This is a genomic window from Bradyrhizobium sp. RT6a, from assembly GCF_040547675.1.
In the GTDB taxonomy this organism is placed as follows: domain Bacteria; phylum Pseudomonadota; class Alphaproteobacteria; order Rhizobiales; family Xanthobacteraceae; genus Bradyrhizobium.
In genome coordinates, this window is record NZ_JBEPQC010000002.1 from 923875 (window position 1) to 945049 (window position 21175).

General features: G+C 65.6%; 19 protein-coding genes. 9 read left to right on the forward strand and 10 right to left on the reverse strand.

Annotated elements, in window-relative coordinates; genetic code table 11:
* Positions 1 to 34 precede the first annotated feature (34 nt).
* Positions 35 to 823, reverse strand: coding sequence for a DNA-binding transcriptional regulator (locus ABIC03_RS14285; RefSeq protein ID WP_275168022.1), 789 nt, complete (start codon positions 821 to 823; stop codon positions 35 to 37).
* Positions 824 to 969: 146 nt separating this feature from the next.
* Here ABIC03_RS14285 and ABIC03_RS14290 point away from each other — a divergent pair, with 146 nt between their 5' ends.
* Positions 970 to 1953 carry a VOC family protein gene (locus ABIC03_RS14290; protein WP_354058778.1) on the forward strand — a complete coding sequence of 328 codons (984 nt, stop codon included), beginning with the start codon at positions 970 to 972 and terminating at the stop codon, positions 1951 to 1953.
* 16 nt (positions 1954 to 1969) lie between these two features.
* Here ABIC03_RS14290 and ABIC03_RS14295 read toward each other — a convergent pair whose 3' ends face one another.
* Entirely contained in the window at positions 1970 to 2632 is a 663-nt protein-coding gene (locus ABIC03_RS14295) for a response regulator (RefSeq protein ID WP_354058779.1), read from the reverse strand.
* Positions 2629 to 4014 (reverse strand): HAMP domain-containing sensor histidine kinase, encoded by a 1386-nt coding sequence (locus ABIC03_RS14300; RefSeq protein WP_354058780.1) that lies wholly within the window; start codon positions 4012 to 4014, stop codon positions 2629 to 2631. The genes ABIC03_RS14295 and ABIC03_RS14300 overlap by 4 nt, the downstream gene beginning before the upstream one ends.
* A 191-nt stretch (positions 4015 to 4205) precedes the next feature.
* Here ABIC03_RS14300 and ABIC03_RS14305 point away from each other — a divergent pair, with 191 nt between their 5' ends.
* Positions 4206 to 5081: a DUF3280 domain-containing protein gene (locus ABIC03_RS14305; protein ID WP_354058781.1), complete on the forward strand. Its 876-nt coding sequence runs from the start codon at positions 4206 to 4208 to the stop codon at positions 5079 to 5081.
* 1 nt (position 5082) lies between these two features.
* On the opposite strand, the gene ABIC03_RS14310 is transcribed toward ABIC03_RS14305, so the two are convergent.
* The 3 genes from ABIC03_RS14310 to ABIC03_RS14320 are packed head-to-tail and all read right to left on the reverse strand — an operon-like array spanning position 5083 to position 8122.
* Positions 5083 to 6114 carry an L-idonate 5-dehydrogenase gene (locus ABIC03_RS14310; RefSeq protein ID WP_354058782.1) on the reverse strand — a complete coding sequence of 344 codons (1032 nt, stop codon included), beginning with the start codon at positions 6112 to 6114 and terminating at the stop codon, positions 5083 to 5085.
* A gap of 27 nt (positions 6115 to 6141) precedes the next feature.
* Positions 6142 to 6909: an SDR family oxidoreductase gene (locus ABIC03_RS14315; RefSeq protein ID WP_354058783.1), complete on the reverse strand. Its 768-nt coding sequence runs from the start codon at positions 6907 to 6909 to the stop codon at positions 6142 to 6144.
* 13 nt (positions 6910 to 6922) lie between these two features.
* Positions 6923 to 8122 carry a mandelate racemase/muconate lactonizing enzyme family protein gene (locus ABIC03_RS14320; RefSeq protein ID WP_354058784.1) on the reverse strand — a complete coding sequence of 400 codons (1200 nt, stop codon included), beginning with the start codon at positions 8120 to 8122 and terminating at the stop codon, positions 6923 to 6925.
* Positions 8123 to 8301: 179 nt separating this feature from the next.
* On the opposite strand from ABIC03_RS14320, the gene ABIC03_RS14325 reads away from it, so the two are divergent.
* Both ABIC03_RS14325 and ABIC03_RS14330 read left to right on the forward strand, forming a co-directional pair.
* Positions 8302 to 9066: a GntR family transcriptional regulator gene (locus ABIC03_RS14325; RefSeq protein WP_275168016.1), complete on the forward strand. Its 765-nt coding sequence runs from the start codon at positions 8302 to 8304 to the stop codon at positions 9064 to 9066.
* Positions 9067 to 9089: 23 nt separating this feature from the next.
* The gene (locus tag ABIC03_RS14330) at positions 9090 to 10454 is read left to right on the forward strand and encodes an MFS transporter (protein ID WP_342761015.1); all 1365 of its coding nucleotides are present in this window, start codon (positions 9090 to 9092) and stop codon (positions 10452 to 10454) included.
* A gap of 51 nt (positions 10455 to 10505) precedes the next feature.
* On the opposite strand, the gene ABIC03_RS14335 is transcribed toward ABIC03_RS14330, so the two are convergent.
* From ABIC03_RS14335 to ABIC03_RS14345, 3 genes are all read right to left on the reverse strand, one after another.
* A complete protein-coding gene (locus ABIC03_RS14335) occupies positions 10506 to 10736 on the reverse strand; it encodes a hypothetical protein (RefSeq protein WP_354058785.1) in 231 nt (76 codons plus the stop codon).
* A 110-nt stretch (positions 10737 to 10846) separates the two neighbouring features.
* Complete coding sequence (locus ABIC03_RS14340) at positions 10847 to 12097, reverse strand: arsenic transporter (RefSeq protein ID WP_354058786.1); 1251 nt, start codon at positions 12095 to 12097, stop codon at positions 10847 to 10849.
* 282 nt (positions 12098 to 12379) lie between these two features.
* Positions 12380 to 14857 carry a PAS domain S-box protein gene (locus ABIC03_RS14345; RefSeq protein WP_354058787.1) on the reverse strand — a complete coding sequence of 826 codons (2478 nt, stop codon included), beginning with the start codon at positions 14855 to 14857 and terminating at the stop codon, positions 12380 to 12382.
* Between ABIC03_RS14345 and ABIC03_RS14350 the strand changes: the two genes are divergently transcribed.
* From ABIC03_RS14350 to ABIC03_RS14370, 5 genes are all read left to right on the forward strand, one after another.
* Positions 14858 to 15076 (forward strand): hypothetical protein, encoded by a 219-nt coding sequence (locus ABIC03_RS14350; protein ID WP_354058788.1) that lies wholly within the window; start codon positions 14858 to 14860, stop codon positions 15074 to 15076.
* Positions 15073 to 16143: a zinc-binding metallopeptidase family protein gene (locus ABIC03_RS14355; RefSeq protein WP_354058789.1), complete on the forward strand. Its 1071-nt coding sequence runs from the start codon at positions 15073 to 15075 to the stop codon at positions 16141 to 16143. Before ABIC03_RS14350 ends, ABIC03_RS14355 begins: the two co-directional genes overlap by 4 nt.
* 183 nt (positions 16144 to 16326) lie before the next feature.
* Positions 16327 to 18342, forward strand: a complete 2016-nt coding sequence (locus ABIC03_RS14360) for an acetyl-CoA carboxylase biotin carboxylase subunit (protein WP_354058790.1) — start codon at positions 16327 to 16329, stop codon at positions 18340 to 18342.
* A gap of 72 nt (positions 18343 to 18414) precedes the next feature.
* Positions 18415 to 19281, forward strand: a complete 867-nt coding sequence (locus ABIC03_RS14365) for an isocitrate lyase/PEP mutase family protein (protein WP_354058791.1) — start codon at positions 18415 to 18417, stop codon at positions 19279 to 19281.
* Complete coding sequence (locus ABIC03_RS14370; RefSeq protein ID WP_027518495.1) at positions 19278 to 19577, forward strand: acylphosphatase; 300 nt, start codon at positions 19278 to 19280, stop codon at positions 19575 to 19577. The genes ABIC03_RS14365 and ABIC03_RS14370 overlap by 4 nt, the downstream gene beginning before the upstream one ends.
* Before the next feature lie 8 nt (positions 19578 to 19585).
* Here ABIC03_RS14370 and ABIC03_RS14375 read toward each other — a convergent pair whose 3' ends face one another.
* Complete coding sequence (locus tag ABIC03_RS14375; protein ID WP_354058792.1) at positions 19586 to 21106, reverse strand: PAS domain-containing hybrid sensor histidine kinase/response regulator family protein; 1521 nt, start codon at positions 21104 to 21106, stop codon at positions 19586 to 19588.
* Positions 21107 to 21175: the final 69 nt, after the last annotated feature.

Here is a 21175-nt window from a genome sequence, read left to right on the forward strand (position 1 = left end):
GCCGCGCCAAGTGTCCGCCCAGCGGACGGCTCGCCTAGATCTCGACGGGAATGGCCGACGCCGTCTCCTGGAGCTGCGCCGCAAACTGCACCACCGCCTCTTCGATTCCGAGGGCCGAGCGGATCCAGATGATGGAGATGCAGCCAAATACCGCGCCGTTCCGCACGATAGGTACGGCGATCGAGGCAGTCTTGGGATTGTATTCGCCCTCGCTGCGGATCGCGTATCCGCGCGCCTGCGTCTCGGCGATCATTCGGCCGAGGCGGCCTTCGTCGAGGAAGGGGCGGTCGTCGGCCTCGTCGATCCGGCGCAGATGATTGACAATCAGGTCGCGTTCGCGCGCGGGGCTGGCGGCGAGATAGGCCCGCCCCGCGGAGGTGCGCAGCATCGGCAGGCGCTTGCCGATCATGCCGCGGTCGATCGAGAGCGGGCTGCGCGAATGCGTGGTCTCCTGCACCACCATCGCGGCGTTTTCGTAGGTCGAGAGATCGACCGGCCAGACCAGGCCCTTGCTCAGCTCGGCGAGGAAAGGTGCTGCCGCCTGGCAGATCACGACGCCGGGATCGTAGCCATCGCCAAGACTGAGCGCCCGCCGGGTCACACGAAAGCGGTCGTCGCTGGCGCTGCGCGCGACATAGCCGAGCTCTTCCAAGGTCTCGAGCAGGCGGTAGACGGTCGGGCGAGGCAGGTCGAGCGCGCGGGCCACGTCACCGGCGCGAATGCCGCCGGAGCGATTGACTTCGTGCAGCACGTCCAGCCCACGCTTGAAGGCGCGGACGCCTTCAGGCTGCCGCGGCTGACCGTTCGTCCGCTCCTTGGACACTTCGCATTTCCTCCCTTGTGGCCTGCGGCCTCGCGATTATCGTCTTTGCGAACGCGAAGCGATTGCGGATGCCACCGTAGGATCGCGCGCGGCCGGTATCAAGTTCACCGCAGTGCGGCGGACGCGATGCCCTCGGGAGGAATTCGATGGAAATCACCGCGCTCGGCTATATCGGGATCAATTCATCCCAGCTCGACCAGTGGGGCCGGATGGCGACCGGGCTGCTCGGCATGCAGCAGGTGGATCGCGGCGGCAAGATGCGCGCTTTCCGCATGGACGACCACAAGCAGCGCCTAGTGGTCGACGGCAGCAGTGATGCCGGGCTCGCGGTGATGGGATGGGAGGTTCCCTCGACCGCGGACCTCGACCGTCTCGCCGGCCGTCTGGAAAGCCACGGCGTGAAGGTGACCCGCGGCTCCCGCGCGCTGGCCGACGAGCGGCATGTGGCCGAGCTGATCGTATTCAGCGATCTCGCCGGCAACCGGCTCGAAGCCTTCTACAAACCGGAGCTGGCGACCGAGCCGTTCAAGCCCGGACGGCCAATCTCGGGCTTCCGCACCGGCGCGCTCGGCATGGGGCATGTCGTGCTCAACGTCGAGGAAGTCGAACCGTTGGTGCCGTTCTATCGCGACGTGCTCGGCTTTCAAGTTTCCGATTTCGGCCTCAAGCCCTACGGGCTCTATTTCTTCCACGTCAACGGCCGTCACCACTCCTTCGCAATGGTTGGCTCAGGGCGGAAAGCGCTGCACCATTTCATGGTCGAAATTGGCAGCCTCGATGATGTCGGGCAGGGCTACGATCTCGCGCAGATGGACGACGGCCGCGTCGCCTACACGCTAGGACGGCATACCAACGACCACATGACGTCGTTCTACGTGAACACGCCATCCGGCTTCTTCATCGAATATGGCTGGGGCGGTCGTGTGATCGATCCCGAGACCTGGAAGCCACACGAGACCTTTGACGGCCCGTCGCTATGGGGCCACGAGCGGCTCTACATGCCCGAGGAGCAGCGCAAGCGCCTTCGCGACATGAGACTGGATGCAGCGTCGCGCGGCGTTCGTGTGGCCGACCCCCGCGTGCCGCCACTGAATTGCGCGTGGCTGGATTCGGTGGTCGCGCGGGAGTAATCCGGGGCGGATACGATCAGGCCTCGCCGAGATCGACCTCCGTCAAGATGCCCTGGCGCAGTGCCAGCCTGACCAGCTCGATGTCGGAGCCGACGCCGAGCTTGTCCTTGATCAGGGAATGCAGGTTCGCCACCGTCTTCGGGCTGACATGGAGCGTCTCGGCGATCTCCTCTGTCGTGTTCTCGGCGAGCAGGAGCCGCAGCACTTCGAATTCGCGCGGCGTGAGGACGTCGGCGGCAGAGCTTTCTCCGGCGAGCCGGCTCAGCGCGAGCTCATGGTCGATGTCGGGGCTGATCGCGATCTTGCCGGCGAGCACGTCCATCACGGCGCGCACCAATGTCTCCGGGGGACTGGTCTTGGTGACATAGCCTCTGGCGCCGGCGCGGATCGCCTGCACGGCAAAGCCGACATTCTCGTGCATGGTGAAGACGAGAATCCTCGCGCCCTTGTCCCACTGCCGGATGCGCCTGACCGCCTCAATGCCGCCGATGCCTGGCATGCTCAGGTCCATGATGACGAGGTCGGGCGCCTCCGATTTGTAGAGACGGTAGGCCTCGGCGCCGTCGGCGGCTTCGGCGATGACGCGAAGTCCCGGCTGCTTCTGAAGCACGGAGCGATAGCCCTCGCGGACCACGGAATGGTCGTCGACCAGCAAAATGGTCGCTTCCGCCGCGCTCATGCGGCATGCTCCAACGGCGGCCGATCGGCGGCTGCGAGCGGAATGACCACGCGCAGTGCGGAGCCGCCGTTCGGCGCGGCCTCGAAGCTCAATTGGCCACGCAAGGCGGCCACGCGCTCGCGCATGCCGAGCAGGCCCATTCCGGATTTCGCGACGGGATCGCTCGCGCGTCCGTCATCGTCGATCGCAAGGGCGATCTCGCTGGCCCCCATCGTCAATTCCAGGCTGACCCGCGTGGCGACGGCATGTTTGGCGGCATTGGTGAGCGCCTCCTGCACGATCCGGTAGAGGCTGGCGCTGATCGTGGCCGGCAGGGTCTCGAATGCGCCGTCGAACCGGATCGAGAAGCGCGTCTCGCCGCGGCTGCGCCCATTCCAGCCCGCGACGAGGCCTTCGAGGCTGGCGACGAGCCCGAGCTCCTCCACATCGGGCGGCCGCAGCCGGAACAATGTGCCGCGCAACGTCTCCATCATGCCGGTTGCGGTCCGCGCGATGCCGTCGCATTCGCCAAGCAGGGAGGGACACTCTTGCGCGGCGGTCTGGCGGGCGGAGGAGGCGAGCGCGCGGATGGCGGCAAGCGACTGGCCGAACTCGTCATGCAGCTCGCGCGCGAGATGGCGGCGCTCCTCGTCCTGGAGCGCGATCAGCTTCCGCGTCAGCTCGCTGCGTTCGGCAAGCGCGGTCTCGAGGCTTTCGGCGAGATGGTTGAAGCCGTCGCGGATCGCGGAGAGCTCGGCAAGGTCGAACGGCGGCAGCCGCGTGGTGAGGTCATTGGCGGCAATCCGCTCGAGCCCGGTGCGGATCATGCGGGTGGGGCGCAGCGCGCGCGCCAGCGCGGCGTAGACCAGCCCGCAGAGCAGCGGCAGCGCGATCGCGAGCGCGAGCATCAGGCGGCCGGCCTCGTGCCAAGCCTCCGCGGTCTGGACGCCCGGCTCGACCGAGACCACGGCCTCGCCGAGCTTCGTCCCGCGCACGATCACGGGCCGTGCCGCCTCGCGGCCGGGGTCGAACAAGCCGCGATAGAACGCCGTGAAGGCTTGCGGCGGCGGGTTCGCCGGGACAGGCGCGCCGCTACAGAAGCGCTGGAGGACGTCGCCGCTCGTGCCGCGGAACGCCAGGCACAGACCGGGCGTCATCACATAAGCCGAAACGGGGTCGAGGTTGGGAAAGTCCGAGCGCGGGCTCGCGACCCACTGGATCTTGCCCTGCTGCAGTTCCAGCGTCTTGGACACGATGGCGGCGATATCGTCGAGGCGCGCATGCGCCTCGCGGTCGGACGTAATCAGGAAATAGGCGGAGATCGCCGCGAAGCAGGCGGCCGATATCGCGGCCACGCGCAACGTCAGACGGACTTTGAGATCGAACCTCGGTCGGTTCCACATCGGCGGGCACCTGGTGCGAACGGGTTGTCGCGATTGCATTAAACGGCAGAACGCATCCGGCGCAAAGCCGCCAGGCTTGAGTGCGGTGCACCGTCGTGAAATTTTCCCGGCCATCGCCGGGACCGGCGCTGCTGCATGGCCTGATTGCGCCGTCCAGATTGGCGCGCCGCTCCGTCACACGAGGCACATTTATGCACCTGCGCCGGTTGATCCTCTCAGTCTGTCTCCTTGTCGTCCTTCCGGCGGCTTATGCGTCGGCCGGTGCCGAAACGGCCATCGGCGTCGCCATGGCCGACTTCAGTTATACCGATACGTCGGCTGAACCCGCCAACCAGACCGCCGCCCATGAGCGACGACTGTCGGCCTTCATGGCCGCGCTCAGGCGGGACATTGGAGGCGACCGGCGCTACCGGCTCGTACCGTCGGCCCAGGACGGCGCGGCGTTCAAGGTAATCGGCGGCATCCAGAAGACGAGCACCTTGGTGCAATGGGCCAAGGTCGCCGTGATCGACGTCGGCGCCAAAAAGGTCGTGATGGACAAGCTCTACACGTTCCGCGGCGACAATGATGAATCGTGGGAGCGCGCCGAGATCTTCGTGTCGCGCGAGGTCATGGCCGCGCTCGGCACGCCCGCGCCGATCGCACTGGCGGTGTTCGAATTCGAGCTCGACGACAACACCGCGGCGCCGGCCGCCGGCCTCGCGGCCGCGGACGCATCCTATCTGGCCGAAGTGACCGGCAGCGTCCGCGACGCCCTCGGCAGATCCGACCGCTACCGCCTCGTCGATGTCGGCGCCGCGAACGGGGAGGCGGTGAAGGCGCGCGCTTTACGCGACTGCGGCGGCTGCGAGGCGGCGATTGCGCAAGGGCTGGGTGCGGATCAGTCGCTGATCGGGGTGGTGCGGCGGGTCAGCCGCACCGAGTACACGCTCGGCTTCCAGGTGCGCGATGCCAGGACCGGCGCGGTGCTGGCACGCGGCGACAGCGGCCTGCGCCTGGGCGCGGACTATTCGTGGAAACGGGGCGCCGTGCGGCTGGTCAGCGAAAAGCTGGTCGAAAGCCAGTAGCTCAGAACGTCAACTGCACCTTCATCGATTGCGAGCGGTCGCTGGCGAGTTCGAACGCTGCGACCGCGTTCTCGAACGGCAGGGTCGCCGTGATCAGCGGCTTGACGTCGATCAGGCCTTCGCCCATCAGCCGCACCGCCAGCTCGAACTCGGGATCGAAGCGGAAGGTGCCGCGCAGCTGCAATTCCTTGGCGACGATGGCGTTGATCGGCAGCGTCATCTCGCCGCCGAGGCCGAGCTGCACCAGCGTGGCGCCGGGCCTGAGCACGTCGAGCGCGGTGCGCAGCGCTGCCTGGTTGCCCGAGGCTTCGAACAGCGTGTCGAACACGCCCTTGCCGTTGCGCCACGGATCGAGCGCCGTGGCATCGGCGGCGACATTGATGGCGTGAGTGGCGCCGAGTTGCCTTGCGACGGCAAGCGGCGCCTCCGCGACATCGGTGACCACGATCTCGGCCGCGCCGCCGAAGCGCGAGACCAAAATCATCAGCGCGCCGATCGGGCCGCAGCCGGTGATCAGCACGCGCTTGCCGAGCAGGGCCCCGGCCTGCTTGCCGGCGTGCAGGCACACCGCGAGCGGCTCGGCGACCGCGGCTTCCGCCAGCGACAGCTTGTCGGTGATCGGAACGGCCTGCGCGGCATCGACCGTGATGAATTCGCGAAAGCCGCCCTGCACATGGGGAAAGCGCATCGCGCTGCCGAGGAAGCGCATGTCGAGGCACTGGTTGCGCATGCCTTCCTGGCAATGCAGACACTGGCCGCACGGCTTGCTCGGATTGACCGCGACGCGGGTGCCCGGCTTCACATTCGTGACGCCGTCACCGACGGCTGCGACCACGCCGGCGATCTCGTGCCCCAGCGCCATCGGTTGCTGGATCCGCACGACGCCGAAGCCGCCGTGATGATAGTAGTGCAGATCGGAGCCGCAGATGCCGCCATTCGCGATCTTGACGCGGACTTCACCCGGACCGGGCGCTGCATCCGGATAGCTATCGATCCGCAGATCTTTCGGTGCGTGAATGACGACGGCGCGCATGCTTGGCTCCCTCAGGGTTTCGCGGCTTCACATAGCGGCGATCATGCCGCCATCGACATAGATGATCTGGCCGTTGACATAGGTCGATGCATCCGAGGCCAGGAAGATCGCAGCGCCCACCAGCTCGTCCGGCCGGCCCCAGCGCTTGGAGGGAACGCGGCCCATCAGCCAGTTGTTGAAGTCGGTGTTGTTGACCAGCGCCTCGTTCATGTCGGTCAGCATGTAGCCGGGGCCGATCGCGTTGGCCTGAATGCCGTGCTGGGCCCATTCCACCGCCATCGAGCGGGTCAGGTTCTTGATGCCGCCCTTGGCGGCGGTGTAGGGCGCAATCGTGGGGCGCGCGAGCTCGCTGCCGAGTGAGCCGATGTTGATGATCTTGCCGTGCTTGCGCGGGATCATGCGCTTGGCCGCCTCGCGGCCGATCACGAAGGCGCTGGTGAGGTTGGTCTCGATCACCTTGCGCCACTCGTCGGTGGTGAACTCCACCAGCGGCTTGCGGTGCTGGATGCCGGCATTGTTGACGAGGATGTCGACCGCGATGCCCTTGTTGTCGAAGTGGTTGAAGGCGGCGACGATTGCAGGCTCGTCGGTGACGTTGAACGCGGCGCCCTCGGCCAGGTAGCCGGCGGCGCGAAACTCGGCGACAACCTGCTCGACGCGGTTGGGATCGACGCCGTTGACGATGATCCTGGCGCCGGCCTTGGCCATGCCCTCGGCAATGGCGCGGCCGAGACCGCGGGAGGAGCCGGTCACCAGCGCGGTGCGGCCGGAAAGGTCGAAGAGGGCGGTGCTCATCTCAAAAATATCCTCAAGAGTTGGAACGGCGCACGGTCAGATCGGAGCGGTCGAATACGGCGGGCAGAAGGTCGACGCCGAGGCCGGGGCCTTCCATCGGATAGACAAAACCGTCCTTGATCGTGGGCATGGTGGTCACGAGCTCATTGTACCAGCCCTTGTAGAAGGCGCGCACCGATTCCTGGATCAGCGTGTTGGGCTGGCTGAACGACATGTGGATGGCGGCGATGAAGCCGATCGGGCCGATGCAGTCGTGCGGTGCGAAGGGCCGGTGATAGGTCTCGGCCATCGCCGCGATCTTGCGGCCCTCGGTGAGGCCGCCGGTCCAGCACAGATCCGCCATCACCACATGCATGGCGTCGCGGTCGAGCATGTCCTTGTAGGGGAAGCGCGAGCCCAGCGTCTCGCTGGCGCAGACCCAGACGTCGGTGCAGCGGGCGTATTCGGCCAGCGCCTGCGGCGAGTTCATCCGGATCGGGTCTTCGTACCAGGTCGGCTTGTAGGGCTCGAGCGCGCGGGCGATTAGTTTTGCGGTCGGCAGGTTCCAGAGCGAATGGAGCTCGACCATGATCTCCATCTTGTCGCCGACGGCCTTGCGGATTTTTTCAAACGGCTCGATCGCGTGCTTCATCTGGGCGGCGGTGATGTACAGGCCCTTGTTCTCCTGCGCCGCCGGATCGAACGGCCAGATCTTCATCGCCGAGATGCCGCTCTCCAGCAGATTTTCGGCAAGCGCATCGGCGTGGTGCATGAAGCCATCGAGATCCTCATAGGGACCCTTGGCAGCGCCAAGATTCCAGTTCGCGACCGGGCTGATATTGGTCGAGCGGACATATTGGGTGCCGGCGCAGGTGTTGTAGATGCGCTGCTTGTCGCGGCAGAGGCCGCCAAGCATCTGGTGCACCGGCTGATTGCAGACCTTGCCGAACAGGTCCCATAGCGCGATGTCGATGGCCGAAGCCGCGCGATATTCGACGCCGGTGGAGGACTGCGCCATCGGCAGATTCAGCATGTCGCGATGGATCGCCTCGATGTGCAGCGGATTGCGGCCGAGCAGGCGGCCGGCAAAGGTATCGTGGATCTGCGCCTCGACGGCGCCGGCGCCGTAGAAGGTTTCGCCAAGACCGATCATGCCCGTGTCGGTGTGGACGCGCACCCAGATGACGTTGGAGAATTCTTCGGTGCGCAGCGTCTCGATCGACGTGATCTTCACGGCAATACTCCTCCCATCGCAGGCGCGCGCAGCGCCGTCTTGTTGTCATTCCGCACCGCAACATGGTGCGGGCGCATGCCGAGTATTACGCTCCCTTGTAATATATCACAACATGTTTTAGGGATATCACCAACAAGGCGCCGCCCTGCAACGACGGCGCGGGCTGAGGGAGAGACGACATGGCAACACGCAAGCGCGCGCTCGAAGTGGTGAGGAACGACGACGCCGAGGGCAAGCCCTCCCGGCGCAACCGTCTCAACTTTTTCGAGCTCGCCTATCAGAGGATCGAAGAGCTGCTCGTCCATTGCGAGCTCAAGCCCGGCCAGTTCATGACGATGCTGGAATTGCAGCACATCACCGGCTTCGGCCGCACGCCGGTTCATCACGCCGTCAATCGTCTCTCCGCCGATACATTGATCATCATCCGTCCGCGCCACGGTCTGCGCATTGCGCCGATCGATCTGGCACGCGAGCGCATGCTGCTGGCCTTGCGCCGCGACATGGAGCGCTTCGTGATCCGGCTCGCGGCCGATCGCGCCAGTCTCTCGCACCGCAATCAGGCGCTGCATATCGAGCGCCTTCTGCGCGAGCGCCGCGCCAATCTGACCCTCGACGAGTTCAATCATATCGACCGCCGCATCGACGCGCTGGTGCTGGAGGCGGCAGGCGAACCGTTTCTGGTGCACACGCTGCGGCCGTTGCACACGCTGTACCGGCGTATCGGCTACATCCACCACCGTTTCATGCCGGGACAGGCCGAGCTGTCAGGAACAATCGATCATCATCTGGCTATTCTTAATGCGGTTGCCAATCGTCGTGTCGAGGACGCGGTGAAGGCGAGCGATGCACTGATCGACTACATGGGCGAGATGTTCACCGGCATGGAGGTCGGGATCGACCCGCGCCTGCTCGATTGCAGCATCGAGCCGCTACTTGGCACGTAAGAGAGTTTAAGAGAGGACCAAAGATGTCGACGATGGCGATGCCACAACCGACCGCGAGCGAAGCCGCGGTCCGCTACCTCATCACGAACTACAGTCCCAAGGGCAACAAGGTCGGCTGGCTGATGATGGCCTCGATCCTGGTCGAAGCCTGGGATCTCTATTCGATCGCCTTCGTGCTGATCTTCATCAAGGAGCAGTTCAATCCCGATCCGCTGATGCTGGGCCTGGCCGCGGCCGGTACGCAAGGCGGCGCCATGATCGGCGCACTGCTCGGCGGCTGGCTTTCCGACAAGATCGGCCGCCGCGTCATGTTTCTGGTGACGATGGTGCTGTTCATCGTGCTGGCGCTGGCGCAGGCCTTCGTACCCAGCGTCGGCTGGCTCGTCGTGATCCGCTTCCTGCTCGGCATACCGCTCGGTTCGGACATCTCGACCGGCTACACCTACATCATGGAATCCATGGCCAAGGGCGAGCGCGAGGTCATGGGCAACCGCTGGCAGTTCATGTTCGCGGTCGGTGAGGTCCTCACCATCGGCGTCATCGTGATCTTCCTGCTGATCGACATGCAGCACGAGATGCTGTGGCGGGTGACGCTCGGCCTCGGCGCGCTGCCGGCGCTGATCATCCTGGTGATGCGCCACGACGTGCCTGAGACGGCGGTGTGGCTGGTGCAGAAGGGACGCTACCGCGAGGCCAAGCAGGTCGCGCGTGAGATGTTCAACGACGATCTCGCCATGCTGCCGGACCATGACGTCGAAGTGCCGAAGGTCTCCACCCGCGCGTTCCTCGCCGACCTCAAGAAGGATCCGATCCGCTGGCGCGCCACGATCTACGGCTGGATCGCCTGCTTCGCGCAAGCCAGCGAGTTCTCGACCTTCGCGTTCTACCTGCCGGTGCTCTTTGTGATGGTCGGCGTGTCGAGCGTGCTCGGCATAAATCTGGTGACGATGGCGCTGTTCTCCTTCGCCGCCTTGTCGGGCTGGGTCGGTCCGCTGCTGACGCCGAAGATCGGCCATCGCGGCATCTCGATCGCGGGCTTCTCGATCGTGCTGGCCTCGCTGCTGGTCGCGGCCTTCGCTCTCTACACCGACAACAAGATCCTGCTGCCGTTCGCGGCTGCCGCGATGCTGTGGGGCCATTATTGGGATGCGTCGAACTGCATGACGATCCCGACCATGGTCGCCAAGCCGAAATATCGCGGCACCGCCAGCGGCTTCGCCTACATGTTCGTGAAGCTGCCGTCGTTCCTCGCGATCTTCCTGTTCCCGACGGTGTTCGCTGCGATCGGGCAGGCGAACGCCACGCTGATGGTCGCGATCTTCCCGCTGATCGGATTGCTTGCCGCAATCTTCATCCTGCCGGAAGTCTACGGCTACGAGAACGATTGACGATGCGTGACCCGGTCGCGGCCGCGACGGCCGCGATCGGGCTTTGTCCTGCTACGGGCTCAGGAAGACGGGATCGATCCCGATCCCATGGCTGAGCAGGCCGATGGCCTGAAGCTGGGCGGAGTGCAGGTCGATTTCCACGATGGCGAACAGAGTCAGCAGCGCCACGACCGAGAGGACGAGCAGGGGATGGGACGTCTCGCCCCGGCCGCCAGCGATGTAGCTCTGGATTTCGCGCCGCAGGGAAAAGCTCTGCGGTAGCGCCTTCGATTGAATCTGCATGATGAACCTTCCTTGTCGCGGCATGTCTCGATCACGCGACAGGTGAACTCTAGCCGCGGTCAGACCGTCGGCATTGATGCACCGCAAACAACTGGACTTAATCGGCCGCGCTAACGGATCGCGGCCGCAAGCGCTGCGATCAAGGCGGGCGGCGTCACCAGCAGTCCGAGCTTCAGGAACGGCCAAGCGCCGACTTCGATCTTCTCCCGCCGCAACGCCACCAGCCACAGGATCGTGGCGAGCGAACCGGTCACCGACAGGTTGGGCCCGAGATCGACGCCGATCAGGATGGCGCTCACGACCGGCGCGGGCAAATGATCGCTGGCGGCGACCGAGCCAGCAACGAGGCCGATGGGAAGATTGTTGGCGATGTTGTCGGCGATCGCGGTGGCGATGCCGACGCTCCAGGCCGCCTTCGTAACGGATTGCCCGACGGCTTCATGCAGCAGCGCGCTGAGCCGTCCGATCACGCCGGTCTTGATCAGCGCTTCCACCATCACGAACAGGCCGCCGACCAGCGGCAGCACACTCCAGGAGACGCCGCGCAGCACGGGGAGCGGCGATTGCCGGCTGAGCAGCAGCACGATTGCCGCTGTCACCACGCCGCAGACGAAGGTCGGCAGGCCCAATTGCTGGCCCAGCGCGGAGGCCGTGACCAGCACGATTCCGATCGCCACGATGCCGATGGCGGTCAGCTTGCCACCGCGGCCGAGCTTCGGATGCGGCACGCTGCGCGCGATGGTTTCTTCCTTCAGGGCGCGGTGCTGGGTCAGGCGCAGCACGACATAGGTCAGCAGGATCGAGGCCGCCGAGGGCAGGGCGAACAGGCGCAGCCATTCGGTGAGCTCAGGCATGTGGGCCCCGAACACGACCAGATTGGCCGGGTTGGAGATCGGCAGCACGAAACTTGCGGCGTTGGCGATGAAGGCGCAGACGAAGAGATAAGGCAGCGGCTTGGCGCCGGCTGCGCGCGTCGCGGCATAGACGGCGGGCGTCAGCACGATCGCGGTGGCATCGTTCGAGAGCAGGACGGTGACGAACGTGCCGACGATGTAGATCAGCAAGAACAGTCGCTGCGGCGAGCCGCCGGCATATTCCACGGCGAGCGCCGCGAGATAGTCGAACAGGCCTTCGAGCCGCGCCAGCTCGGCGATCAGCATCATGCCGATCAGGAAGAGATAGACATCGACACCCTTCCCGATGCCTGTCAACGCATCCCGCCACGGCAGCAAGCCGAACAGCACGAGCGCACTGGCGCCGATGGCGGCCCAGATCGCCTCCGGCAGGCGAAAGGGCCGGACGATGACGCCTGCGGTCGCAGCGACGATGATGCTCCAGGCCAGGATGGCGTCAGACGGCACGTTCGGTACTCGAAGTGGGAAGGCTCATTCGGCAGCCATAGCGGAAGCCGCCGGCGGTGTCTCCCCTGCGGGCCGCGGACCGCCACCTGTGATTTGCCGCGTCGCGGCCTGAGCTTCAGTCCTCAATTTTGTTCAAAAGTATGTTAGGTTGGAACGGCACGCGCCGTCATTGCGAGGAGCGCAGCGACGAAGCAATCCAGACTGTTCCTGCGGGAAGATTCTGGATTGCTTCGCTGCGCTCGCAATGACGGAGTTTTTGTCAGCTTCGTGCAATCACAACACTCACCGCGTGATCGACGGCTTTGCCGTGATCGCCTTGCGCAAGATGCGCGAGAGCAATTCCACCGAATACGGCTTCTGGATCAGTTCGAAACCGCGATCGGCGTTCTCGGCGAGGACGTTGCTGTAACCAGAGGTGAGTACGACGGGCAGGCCCGGATAGCGTTCGCGGATGATGCCGGCGAGCTCGACGCCGTTCATGCCGGGCATGATGACGTCGGAGAAGACGAGGTCGACGGCGAACTCGTTCTCGCCGAGGATGGCGAGCGCCGCATTGGCGTTGGCGACGCGGCGGACGACATAGCCGAGGTCTTCCAGCAGCTCAGTGGAGAAGCGGCCGACCTCGTCGTCGTCTTCCACCACGAGCACGCGATAGCCGCGCCCGGTGGCGACGGCCTCATAGGTCAGCGCCGCGGCTTCCTGATCCGTCGCGGGGCTATGCGCCCGCGGCAGATAAATGGTGAAAGTCGCGCCTTCACCATGCGTGCTCGTCACGGCGATGTCGCCCTCGGACTGCTTTGCGAAGCCGAAGGCCTGGCTCAGCCCGAGGCCGGTACCCTTGCCGACCTCCTTGGTGGTGAAGAACGGCTCGAAGATGGCCTCGATGTTGTCGGGCGCGATACCGCTGCCGGTGTCGGCGACCGAGATCGCGACATAGTCGCCGCCGCGCGCCGACTGCGCCCGCAGGTTAGGGATGCCCTGAACTTTCCGGACGGCTATCGTGAGGCGGCCTTCGCCGTCCATGGCGTCGCGGGCGTTGACGGCGAGGTTGATCAGCGCGGTCTCGAATTGCGCGACATCGGCGATCGTGAAGCAGTCGCCATCGTGAACCTCCACCGCGATTTCGATGCGGCCACCGACCAGCGGCCGGACCAGCTGCGCGACGCCTTCGACCTGGCTGCCGACGTTGAAGATCTGCGGTTTCAGCGGCTGCCGGCGTGCAAACGCCAGCAGCTGGGCGGTCAGCTTGGAGGCCCGCTCGACGGTGTCGGAGATGGCATCGACATAGCGGCGGCGGCGCTCCTCCGGCAGCTCGCGGCGGCGCAGGAAATCGGTTGCCGAGCGGATGATGGTGAGCAGATTGTTGAAATCGTGCGCGACGCCGCCGGTGAGCTGGCCGATCGCCTCCATCTTCTGCGATTGCCGCAGCGCTTCCTCGCCGCGGCGGCGCTCGGTGATGTCCACCGCCTCGGGTACCGCGCCGGTGATGTTGCCGTGGCGGTCGAGCACCGGGCGCATGCCGAACTCGAAATCGCGCTCGCCGATGGGAAGGCGCAGCCGCATCTCCAGCCGCACGGCTTCGCCCTTGAGCACGGTGTCGAAGGCCTCGCGCACCCGCGCGCTCATGCCGTCTGTCGTGCTGAACCAGGGCGTCTGCCATAACGGCTTTCCGATCACGTCCGCAGGGCTCGCCTTGATGGCGTCGAGCACGGTCGTGTTGGCGTAAAGCAGCTCGCCCCTGAGATTGACGAGGCCCTGGTACTGGTTGCTGGTCTCCAGGATCGCGCGCAGCCGCGCCTCGTTGGATTCGAGCTCGGCAGTGCGCTCGACGATACGTTCTTCCAGCGTCTCGTTGAGCTGCCGGAGCTCGATCTCGGCCTGCTTGGCCACCGTGATGTCATGGGCAACGCCGATGAAGCCGATATGCCTGCCGGTCGGGTCCCAGCGCGGCTGCGATTCCGAACGCAGCCAGCGCCATTCGCCGGCGGCGTTCTTGTAGCGGGCTTCCAGCACGAACGGTTTGAGCGATGCTTCACCCTGGACGGACTGCTGCAGCACATGCGGCAGATCGTCCGGATGCAGCACCTTGCGCCAGTCGAAGGAGATGGCCTGGTCGTAGGGCAGGCCGACGAAATCGACATAGGCTTGATTGGCGAAGGATCGTGTGCGGTCCAGTTTGGTGACCCAGATCGGCACCGGCGCGCTGTCGGCGATCAGCCGGAAGCGCTCCTCGCTCTCGCGCAGGGTCTCGCGCACCAGCATCTGGTCGGTGACGTCGATATGGGCGCCGACGAGGCGGACGGCGCGGCCGCCACCGTCGCGCTCGATCTTGGCCACGACGCGGATCCAGCGGGTCTCGCCGTCGCTGGGGCGGATGATGCGGTATTCGGCGGTGTAGTCCTCGCTGGTGCCGGACAGCGAATCGATGAAGTGCTTCACCGTGGCGTCGCGGTCGTCGGGATGAATGCGATTGATCCAGTCTTCGTGCGACTCGTCGGCCGCTTCCGGCGGCAGGCCGTGGAGCATCAGATATTCAGGCGAACGGCGGTTCTTGAAGCCTTCGCGGAAGTCGACTTCGAGACCGCCGACCTTGCCGATGCGCTGGATGCGCGCAAGCTCGGCTTCGCGTTCCTGGAGCGCGCGATAGGCGCTGTCGCGCTCGCGCGCGACATCTTCCAGGTGCTGGCGCAGCCTTTCGGCGGCGATGGTCTCGGGCGAAGGATCGTTCAAGGCGATGGCCGTTGTGATGCGGGAGCGCACGTGGCCGACCGATATTCACACAGACGACGCGTGATGGCCATTGCTCAAAAGAAATATGGAAAGAAAGGCGCCGCCGAATGCAGCGTGCTGGGTATGAACGAACGCCAGATCTGGCTATTTGTTCCGAACCTTGGAACGATGAGCCCTCCGCGCGCGTATCTCCGAGCGGCCGCAACTTTCATTACAAAACACTCGCTTTCCGAAGAGGCTAAATCTTGAAGCTTTTTGTCTGCCAGGCCTGCGGCAACGTCCTCTATTTCGAGAACCGCGCCTGCGAACGCTGCGGCCATCGCGTCGCGTTCCTGCCGGAGAAGGAGACGATGTCGGCGATCGAGCCCGACGGCGAGGCCTGGGCCACGCTCGCCGACAAGGGTAGAGGACGCCTGCCGTGCCGCAATGCCGAATATGATTCCTGTAACTGGCTGACGGATGCAGGTGATACCACCGGCTATTGCCGCGCCTGCCGCCATAACGGCGTCGTGCCGGACCTGTCGGATCAGGCGCAACTCGCCGGCTGGCGCGAGCTGGAGATGGCGAAGCACCGGCTGTTCTATTCCCTGATCCGCTGGAAGCTGCCGCTCCAGACCCGGCAGGACAATCCCGAACATGGCCTGATCTTCAATTTCCTCGCCGACGATCCGCAGAGCGGGCAGAAGGTCCTGACCGGTCACGACAACGGCCTGATCACGATCGCGCTGACCGAGGCCGACGACATCGAGCGCGAGCGGCGCAGGCTGGAGATGGGCGAACCCTACCGGACGCTGCTCGGGCATTTCCGCCACGAGGTCGGGCACTATTTCTGGGACGTGCTGGTCCGCGACGGCGGCAAGCTGGACGAATGCCGCGCCGTGTTCGGCGACGATTCCGCCGATTACGGCCAGGCCTTGCAGCGCCACTATGCCGAGGGCGCCCCGCCGGACTGGCAGCAGAACTACGTTTCGGCCTACGCGACCACGCACCCCTGGGAGGATTTCGCTGAGACCTGGGCGCACTATCTCCACATCGTCGATACCCTGGAGATGGCTAGCGAGTTCGGAATGGAGGTACGGCCCAAGGTGGACCGCGACGGGGAGTTGACGACGCGCATCCGCTTCAACCCTTACGAAGCGAGGGACGTCGAGGCGATCGTCAACGCATGGCTGCCCTTCACCTTCGCCATGAACAGCGTCAACCGCGCCATGGGCATGCGCGACCTCTATCCGTTCATCCTCTCGCCGGTCGTCGTCGAGAAGCTCGGCTTCATTCATGGCCTGGTCCGGGACGTGGGCAAGGCCGGGAAGCCGTAGGCCGTCCGGGGCCTGCCAGGCCCGTTTCAGTCTTGCTTCGGTCTTGCGCTGGTACGCCAGAGCGGCCGGATTTTGCCCGTTGCCTCCGGCCTATTTTGATGTACCACGGGAGCCACACGGCCCGTCCCATAGGCTCCAACGGCCAGGGAAGGGTCCCGCCCAAGGTCGAGACTCAAGAAAAGCATGTTCAAACGCATTCTGATCGCCAATCGCGGCGAAATCGCCTGCCGGGTCATCAAGACCGCTCGCCGCATGGGAGTTCAAACGGTCGCGGTCTATTCCGAGGTCGACCGCGACGCGCTCCATGTCGAGATGGCCGACGAGGCCGTGCTGATCGGCCCGCCGGCTGCGGCCGAGAGCTATCTGGTGATCGAGAAGATCGTGGAGGCCTGCCGCAAGACCGGCGCCGAAGCCGTGCATCCCGGTTACGGCTTCCTGTCCGAGCGCGAGGCGTTCCCGCGCGCGCTGGAGGCGGCGGGCATCGTCTTCATCGGCCCCAACCCGGGCGCGATTGCGGCGATGGGCGACAAGATCGAATCCAAGAGGGCTGCGGCGAAGGCGAAAGTCTCGACCGTGCCCGGCTATCTCGGCGTCATCGAGGACGCCACGCACGCGGTCAAGATCGCCGACGAGATCGGCTATCCCGTGATGATCAAGGCCTCCGCCGGCGGCGGCGGCAAGGGCATGCGCATCGCGCATTCGACCTCCGAGGTCGCAGAGGGATTCAACCTCGCCAAGGCCGAGGCCAAGGCCTCGTTCGGCGACGACCGCGTCTTCATCGAGAAGTTCATCGTCGACCCCCGCCACATCGAGATCCAGCTGCTGGGCGACAAGCACGGCAACGTGATCTATCTCGGCGAGCGCGAATGCTCGATCCAGCGCCGCAACCAGAAGGTCATCGAGGAAGCGCCGTCGCCGCTGCTCGACGAAGCCACCCGCCGCAAGATGGGCGAGCAGGCGGTCGCACTCGCCAAGGCCGTGAATTACGACTCCGCCGGCACCGTTGAATTCGTCGCGGGGCAGGACAAGAGCTTCTACTTCCTGGAGATGAACACGCGCCTCCAGGTCGAGCACCCCGTCACCGAGCTCGTCACCGGCGTCGACCTCGTCGAGCAGATGCTCCGCGTCGCCGCCGGCGAGAAGCTCGCGATCACGCAGAAGGACGTCACGCTGACGGGCTGGGCTGTGGAATCGCGTCTCTATGCCGAGGACCCGTTCCGCAACTTCCTGCCCTCGATCGGTCGCCTGGTGAAATACCGTCCGCCGGCGGAAGCGAGCCAGGATGGAATCACGGTGCGCAACGACACCGGCGTGCAGGAGGGCGGCGAGATCTCGATCCATTACGATCCGATGATCGCCAAGCTCGTCACCCACGCGCCGTCGCGCGCGGCCGCGATCGAGGCGCAGGCCACCGCACTGGACTCGTTCTACGTGGACGGTATCCGTCACAACATCCCGTTCCTGTCGGCGCTGATGCATCATCCGCGCTGGCGCGAAGGCCGGCTCTCCACGGGCTTCATCGCGGAGGAATTCCCCAAGGGGTTTGCCGTGCGTGTGCCGGAAGGCGAGGTCGCACGGCGGCTTGCCGCGGTCGGCGCCGCCATCGATCACGTGCTCGGCGAGCGCAAGCGGCAGATCTCGGGTCAGATGGGCGGCCGCATCGTGCAGCGCGAGCGTCGCCGTGCGGTCTGGCTCGACCGTCAGGAGATCCTGCTGGAGATCGCGCGCGAGGGCGAGGCGGTCGCGGTGCGTTTCCTCGATGCCGACGGCAAGGCCGGCAATGCGCATCTGTTGCAATCGCCGTGGAAGCCGGGCGATCCGGTCTGGCAGGGCACCATCGACGGGCACATCGTGGCGGTTCAGGTGCGCCCGATCGCGAACGGCATTCGCCTCGCGCATCAGGGTGTCGAGGTGCCGGTCTATGTCTGGACCGAAGCGGAAGCAGCCTCGGCGCGGCTGATGCCGGTGACCACGGCTGCCGACACCGGCAAGAAGCTGCTTTGTCCAATGCCCGGCCTCGTGGTCTCGATCGCGGTGACCGAAGGGCAGGAGGTCAAGGCGGGCGAGACGCTCGCGGTGGTCGAAGCCATGAAGATGCAGAACGTGCTGCGCGCCGAGCAGGACGGCACGGTGAAGAAGATCCACGCCAGCGCCGGTTCGACGCTCGCGGTGGATGCGCTGATTTTGGAGTTTGCGTAAGGGGCCTCAATGTCGTCCTTGCGAAAGCCAGGACGACGGCGGGACGCAATTCGCACTAACCGAGACATCACCATGGCCTTTCGTTCCCGCCGCGAAAAACTGCGATCGATCCTGTCGGGCGGGACTTGCGTCCATCCCGGCTCGGTCTACGACGCCATCTCGATCCGCATCGCCGAGGATCTCGGTTTCCCGCTCGGCATGTTCGGCGGCTCGGTGGCTTCGCTCGCGGTGCTCGGCGACCCCGACATCACGCTGATCACGCTCACCGAGCTTGCCGAGCAGATGCGGCGGATGTCGCGTGCGGCAGCACTTCCGGTGCTGGTCGATGCCGATCACGGCTATGGCAACGCGCTCAACGTGCGCCGGACGGTGCAGGAGCTGGAAACGGCGGGCGCCGCCGGCCTCACCATCGAGGACACGCTGCTGCCGGCTGGCTTCGGCGCAGCGAAGACGCAGCTGATCTCGCTGGAGGAGGGCGTCGGCAAGATGAAGGCGGCACTCGACGGCCGCGGCGATCCGTCGCTCGTCATCATGGGGCGCACCGGTGCGGCCTCGATCACCTCGATCGAGGATGCGATCCGCCGCGCCAGGGCCTATGAGGCAGCCGGCGTCGATGCGCTGTTCTTCACCGGCATCAAGTCGCGCGCCGAGCTCGAGGCGATCACATCCGCCACGCGCCTGCCGATCGTGCTCGGCGGCGCGCCGCAGGAGTTGGACGTGCTCGATGATCTCGCTGGCTGGCGCGTTCGCATCGCGCTTCAGGGCCATGCGCCGATCGCGGCCGCAACGCAGGCCGTCTACGAGACGCAGAAGGCGCTGCGCGACGGCACGGCGCCGAAGAATCTCAAGGGCCTGCCATCATCGGACTTGACCAGCCGCGTCACGCGCGAGGCCGACGTCAAGGCGCGCAGCGCCGATGTCCTCGGACTGAAACAATGAGCCGGGCGATCCTCCAGGTGATGATCCGCGGGCGCGTGCAGGGCGTCGGCTATCGGGCCTGGCTCGAGCATCAGGCGACGACGTGCGGTCTCGAGGGCTGGGTCCGCAACCGCCGCGACGGCAGCGTCGAAGCGCTGTTCGCAGGGCCGCCAAAGCACGTCGCCGACATGGTTGCGCTGTGCCGCCACGGCCCGCCGTCCTCGCGCGTCGACAGCGTCACCAGCGAGACGGCCGACGTCGATGAGCTGAACTTGCGCCGGGCAGGCGAGGCGTTTTCGGTGTTGCCGACGGTGTAGCTAAAGAATCACCGCGGCAGCTTGGCGATCGCTTCGCTCAATTCGTGGATCTCGTAGGGCTTGCGCAGGATCGGGAAGTCGCCGCGCACGCCTGCGGCGACTTCGCTGTAGCCGGTGGCGAGCAGGATCGGCAGGCCGGGGCGGATCTGGCGGAGGTGATGGGCGAGGCTGAGCCCGTCCATCTTGCCGGGCATGACGATATCCGAGAACACGAAGTCGACGCCGTTCTTCTCGATCTCGCTCAAGGCGGCTTCGGCGTCCGCGACCCGGCGCACGTGATAGCCGAGCTGCTCCAGAAGACCGATGCTGACGGCGGCGACGTCCGGATTGTCCTCGACCAGCAGCACAGTGCCGCTGCCTTGAAACGCCGGTTCTGCCGCCGCATCGCGCGACGGTGCGTCTTCGCCGCGCGGCAGGAGGATGGTGAAGGTCGTGCCTTTGCCGAGCGCGCTCGCGACCCGGACCGTGCCGCCGGCCTGATGGGCGAAGCCGTGCACCTGGGAGAGACCGAGGCCGGTGCCTTTTCCGATCGGCTTGGTCGTGAAGAACGGCTCGAAGATCTTGTCGAGAACGTCGGAGGGAATGCCGAAGCCGGTATCGGTGACGTCGATCGCGATGAATTCGCCCACGAGGGGGTCCTCGTCGAGCACGAGATTGCGCGCTGCGATCGTCACCGTGCCTCCGTCGGGCATCGCGTCGCGGGCATTGATGACGAGGTTGAGCAGCGCGGTCTCTAGCTCGGAGACGTCGGTCCTGATCGGCCAGACGTCGCTGCTGACGTCGAAAGCCAGGCGCACGGAGCTGCCGACGCCGGCGTCGAGCACCTCGCGGATCGCCGCGATGCGGTCGGCGAAGTCGATCGCCTGCGGATTGACGCTCTGCCGCCGTGCGAAGGTGAGGAGCTGGTTGGTCAGCGCCGCGCCTCGCCTGGCGGCCGTCTCGATCGCCGAGATCGCACGCTGAAGCTTGGCTTCGTCGTCGGCCCCTCGTTTCAGCATGTGGAGGCTGCCGCTGATGATCATCAGGAGATTGTTGAAGTCGTGGGCGACCCCGCCGGTGAGCTGGCCGAGCGCATCGAATTTCTGGGATTCGGCGAGCTGCTTCTGCATCGCCTCGAGCTTGATCTGGGTATTGCGGCGCTCGGTGATGTCGCGCGTGATCTTGGCGAAGCCGACCAGCTTGCCGTCCTCGTAGATCGGATCGATCACGACGCTCGCCCAGAAGAAGGTGCCGTCCTTGCGGACGCGCCAGCCTTCCTCCTCGTAACGGCCCTTGTCCCGCGCGATCCCGAGCGCACGGGCGGGCTTACCGTTGGCGCGGTCGGTCTCGGTGTAGAAACGGGAAAAGTGCTGGCCGAGGATCTCCCCGGGCGAATAGCCCTTGATGCGCTCGCCGCCGATGTTCCAGCTGGTGATGATCCCGGTGGGATCCAGCATGTACAGGGCGTAGTCCGCGACCCCTTCAACCAACAGGCGGAAACTGCGTTCACTCTCGAACAAGTCTCTCTGCTGACTGAACTTCTCGACCATTCCCGGACCCTGCCTTAACGGGGGCAAACGCCGCAGGTGGCGGATTGTTCCCCGAGCTTGGAACCTTTT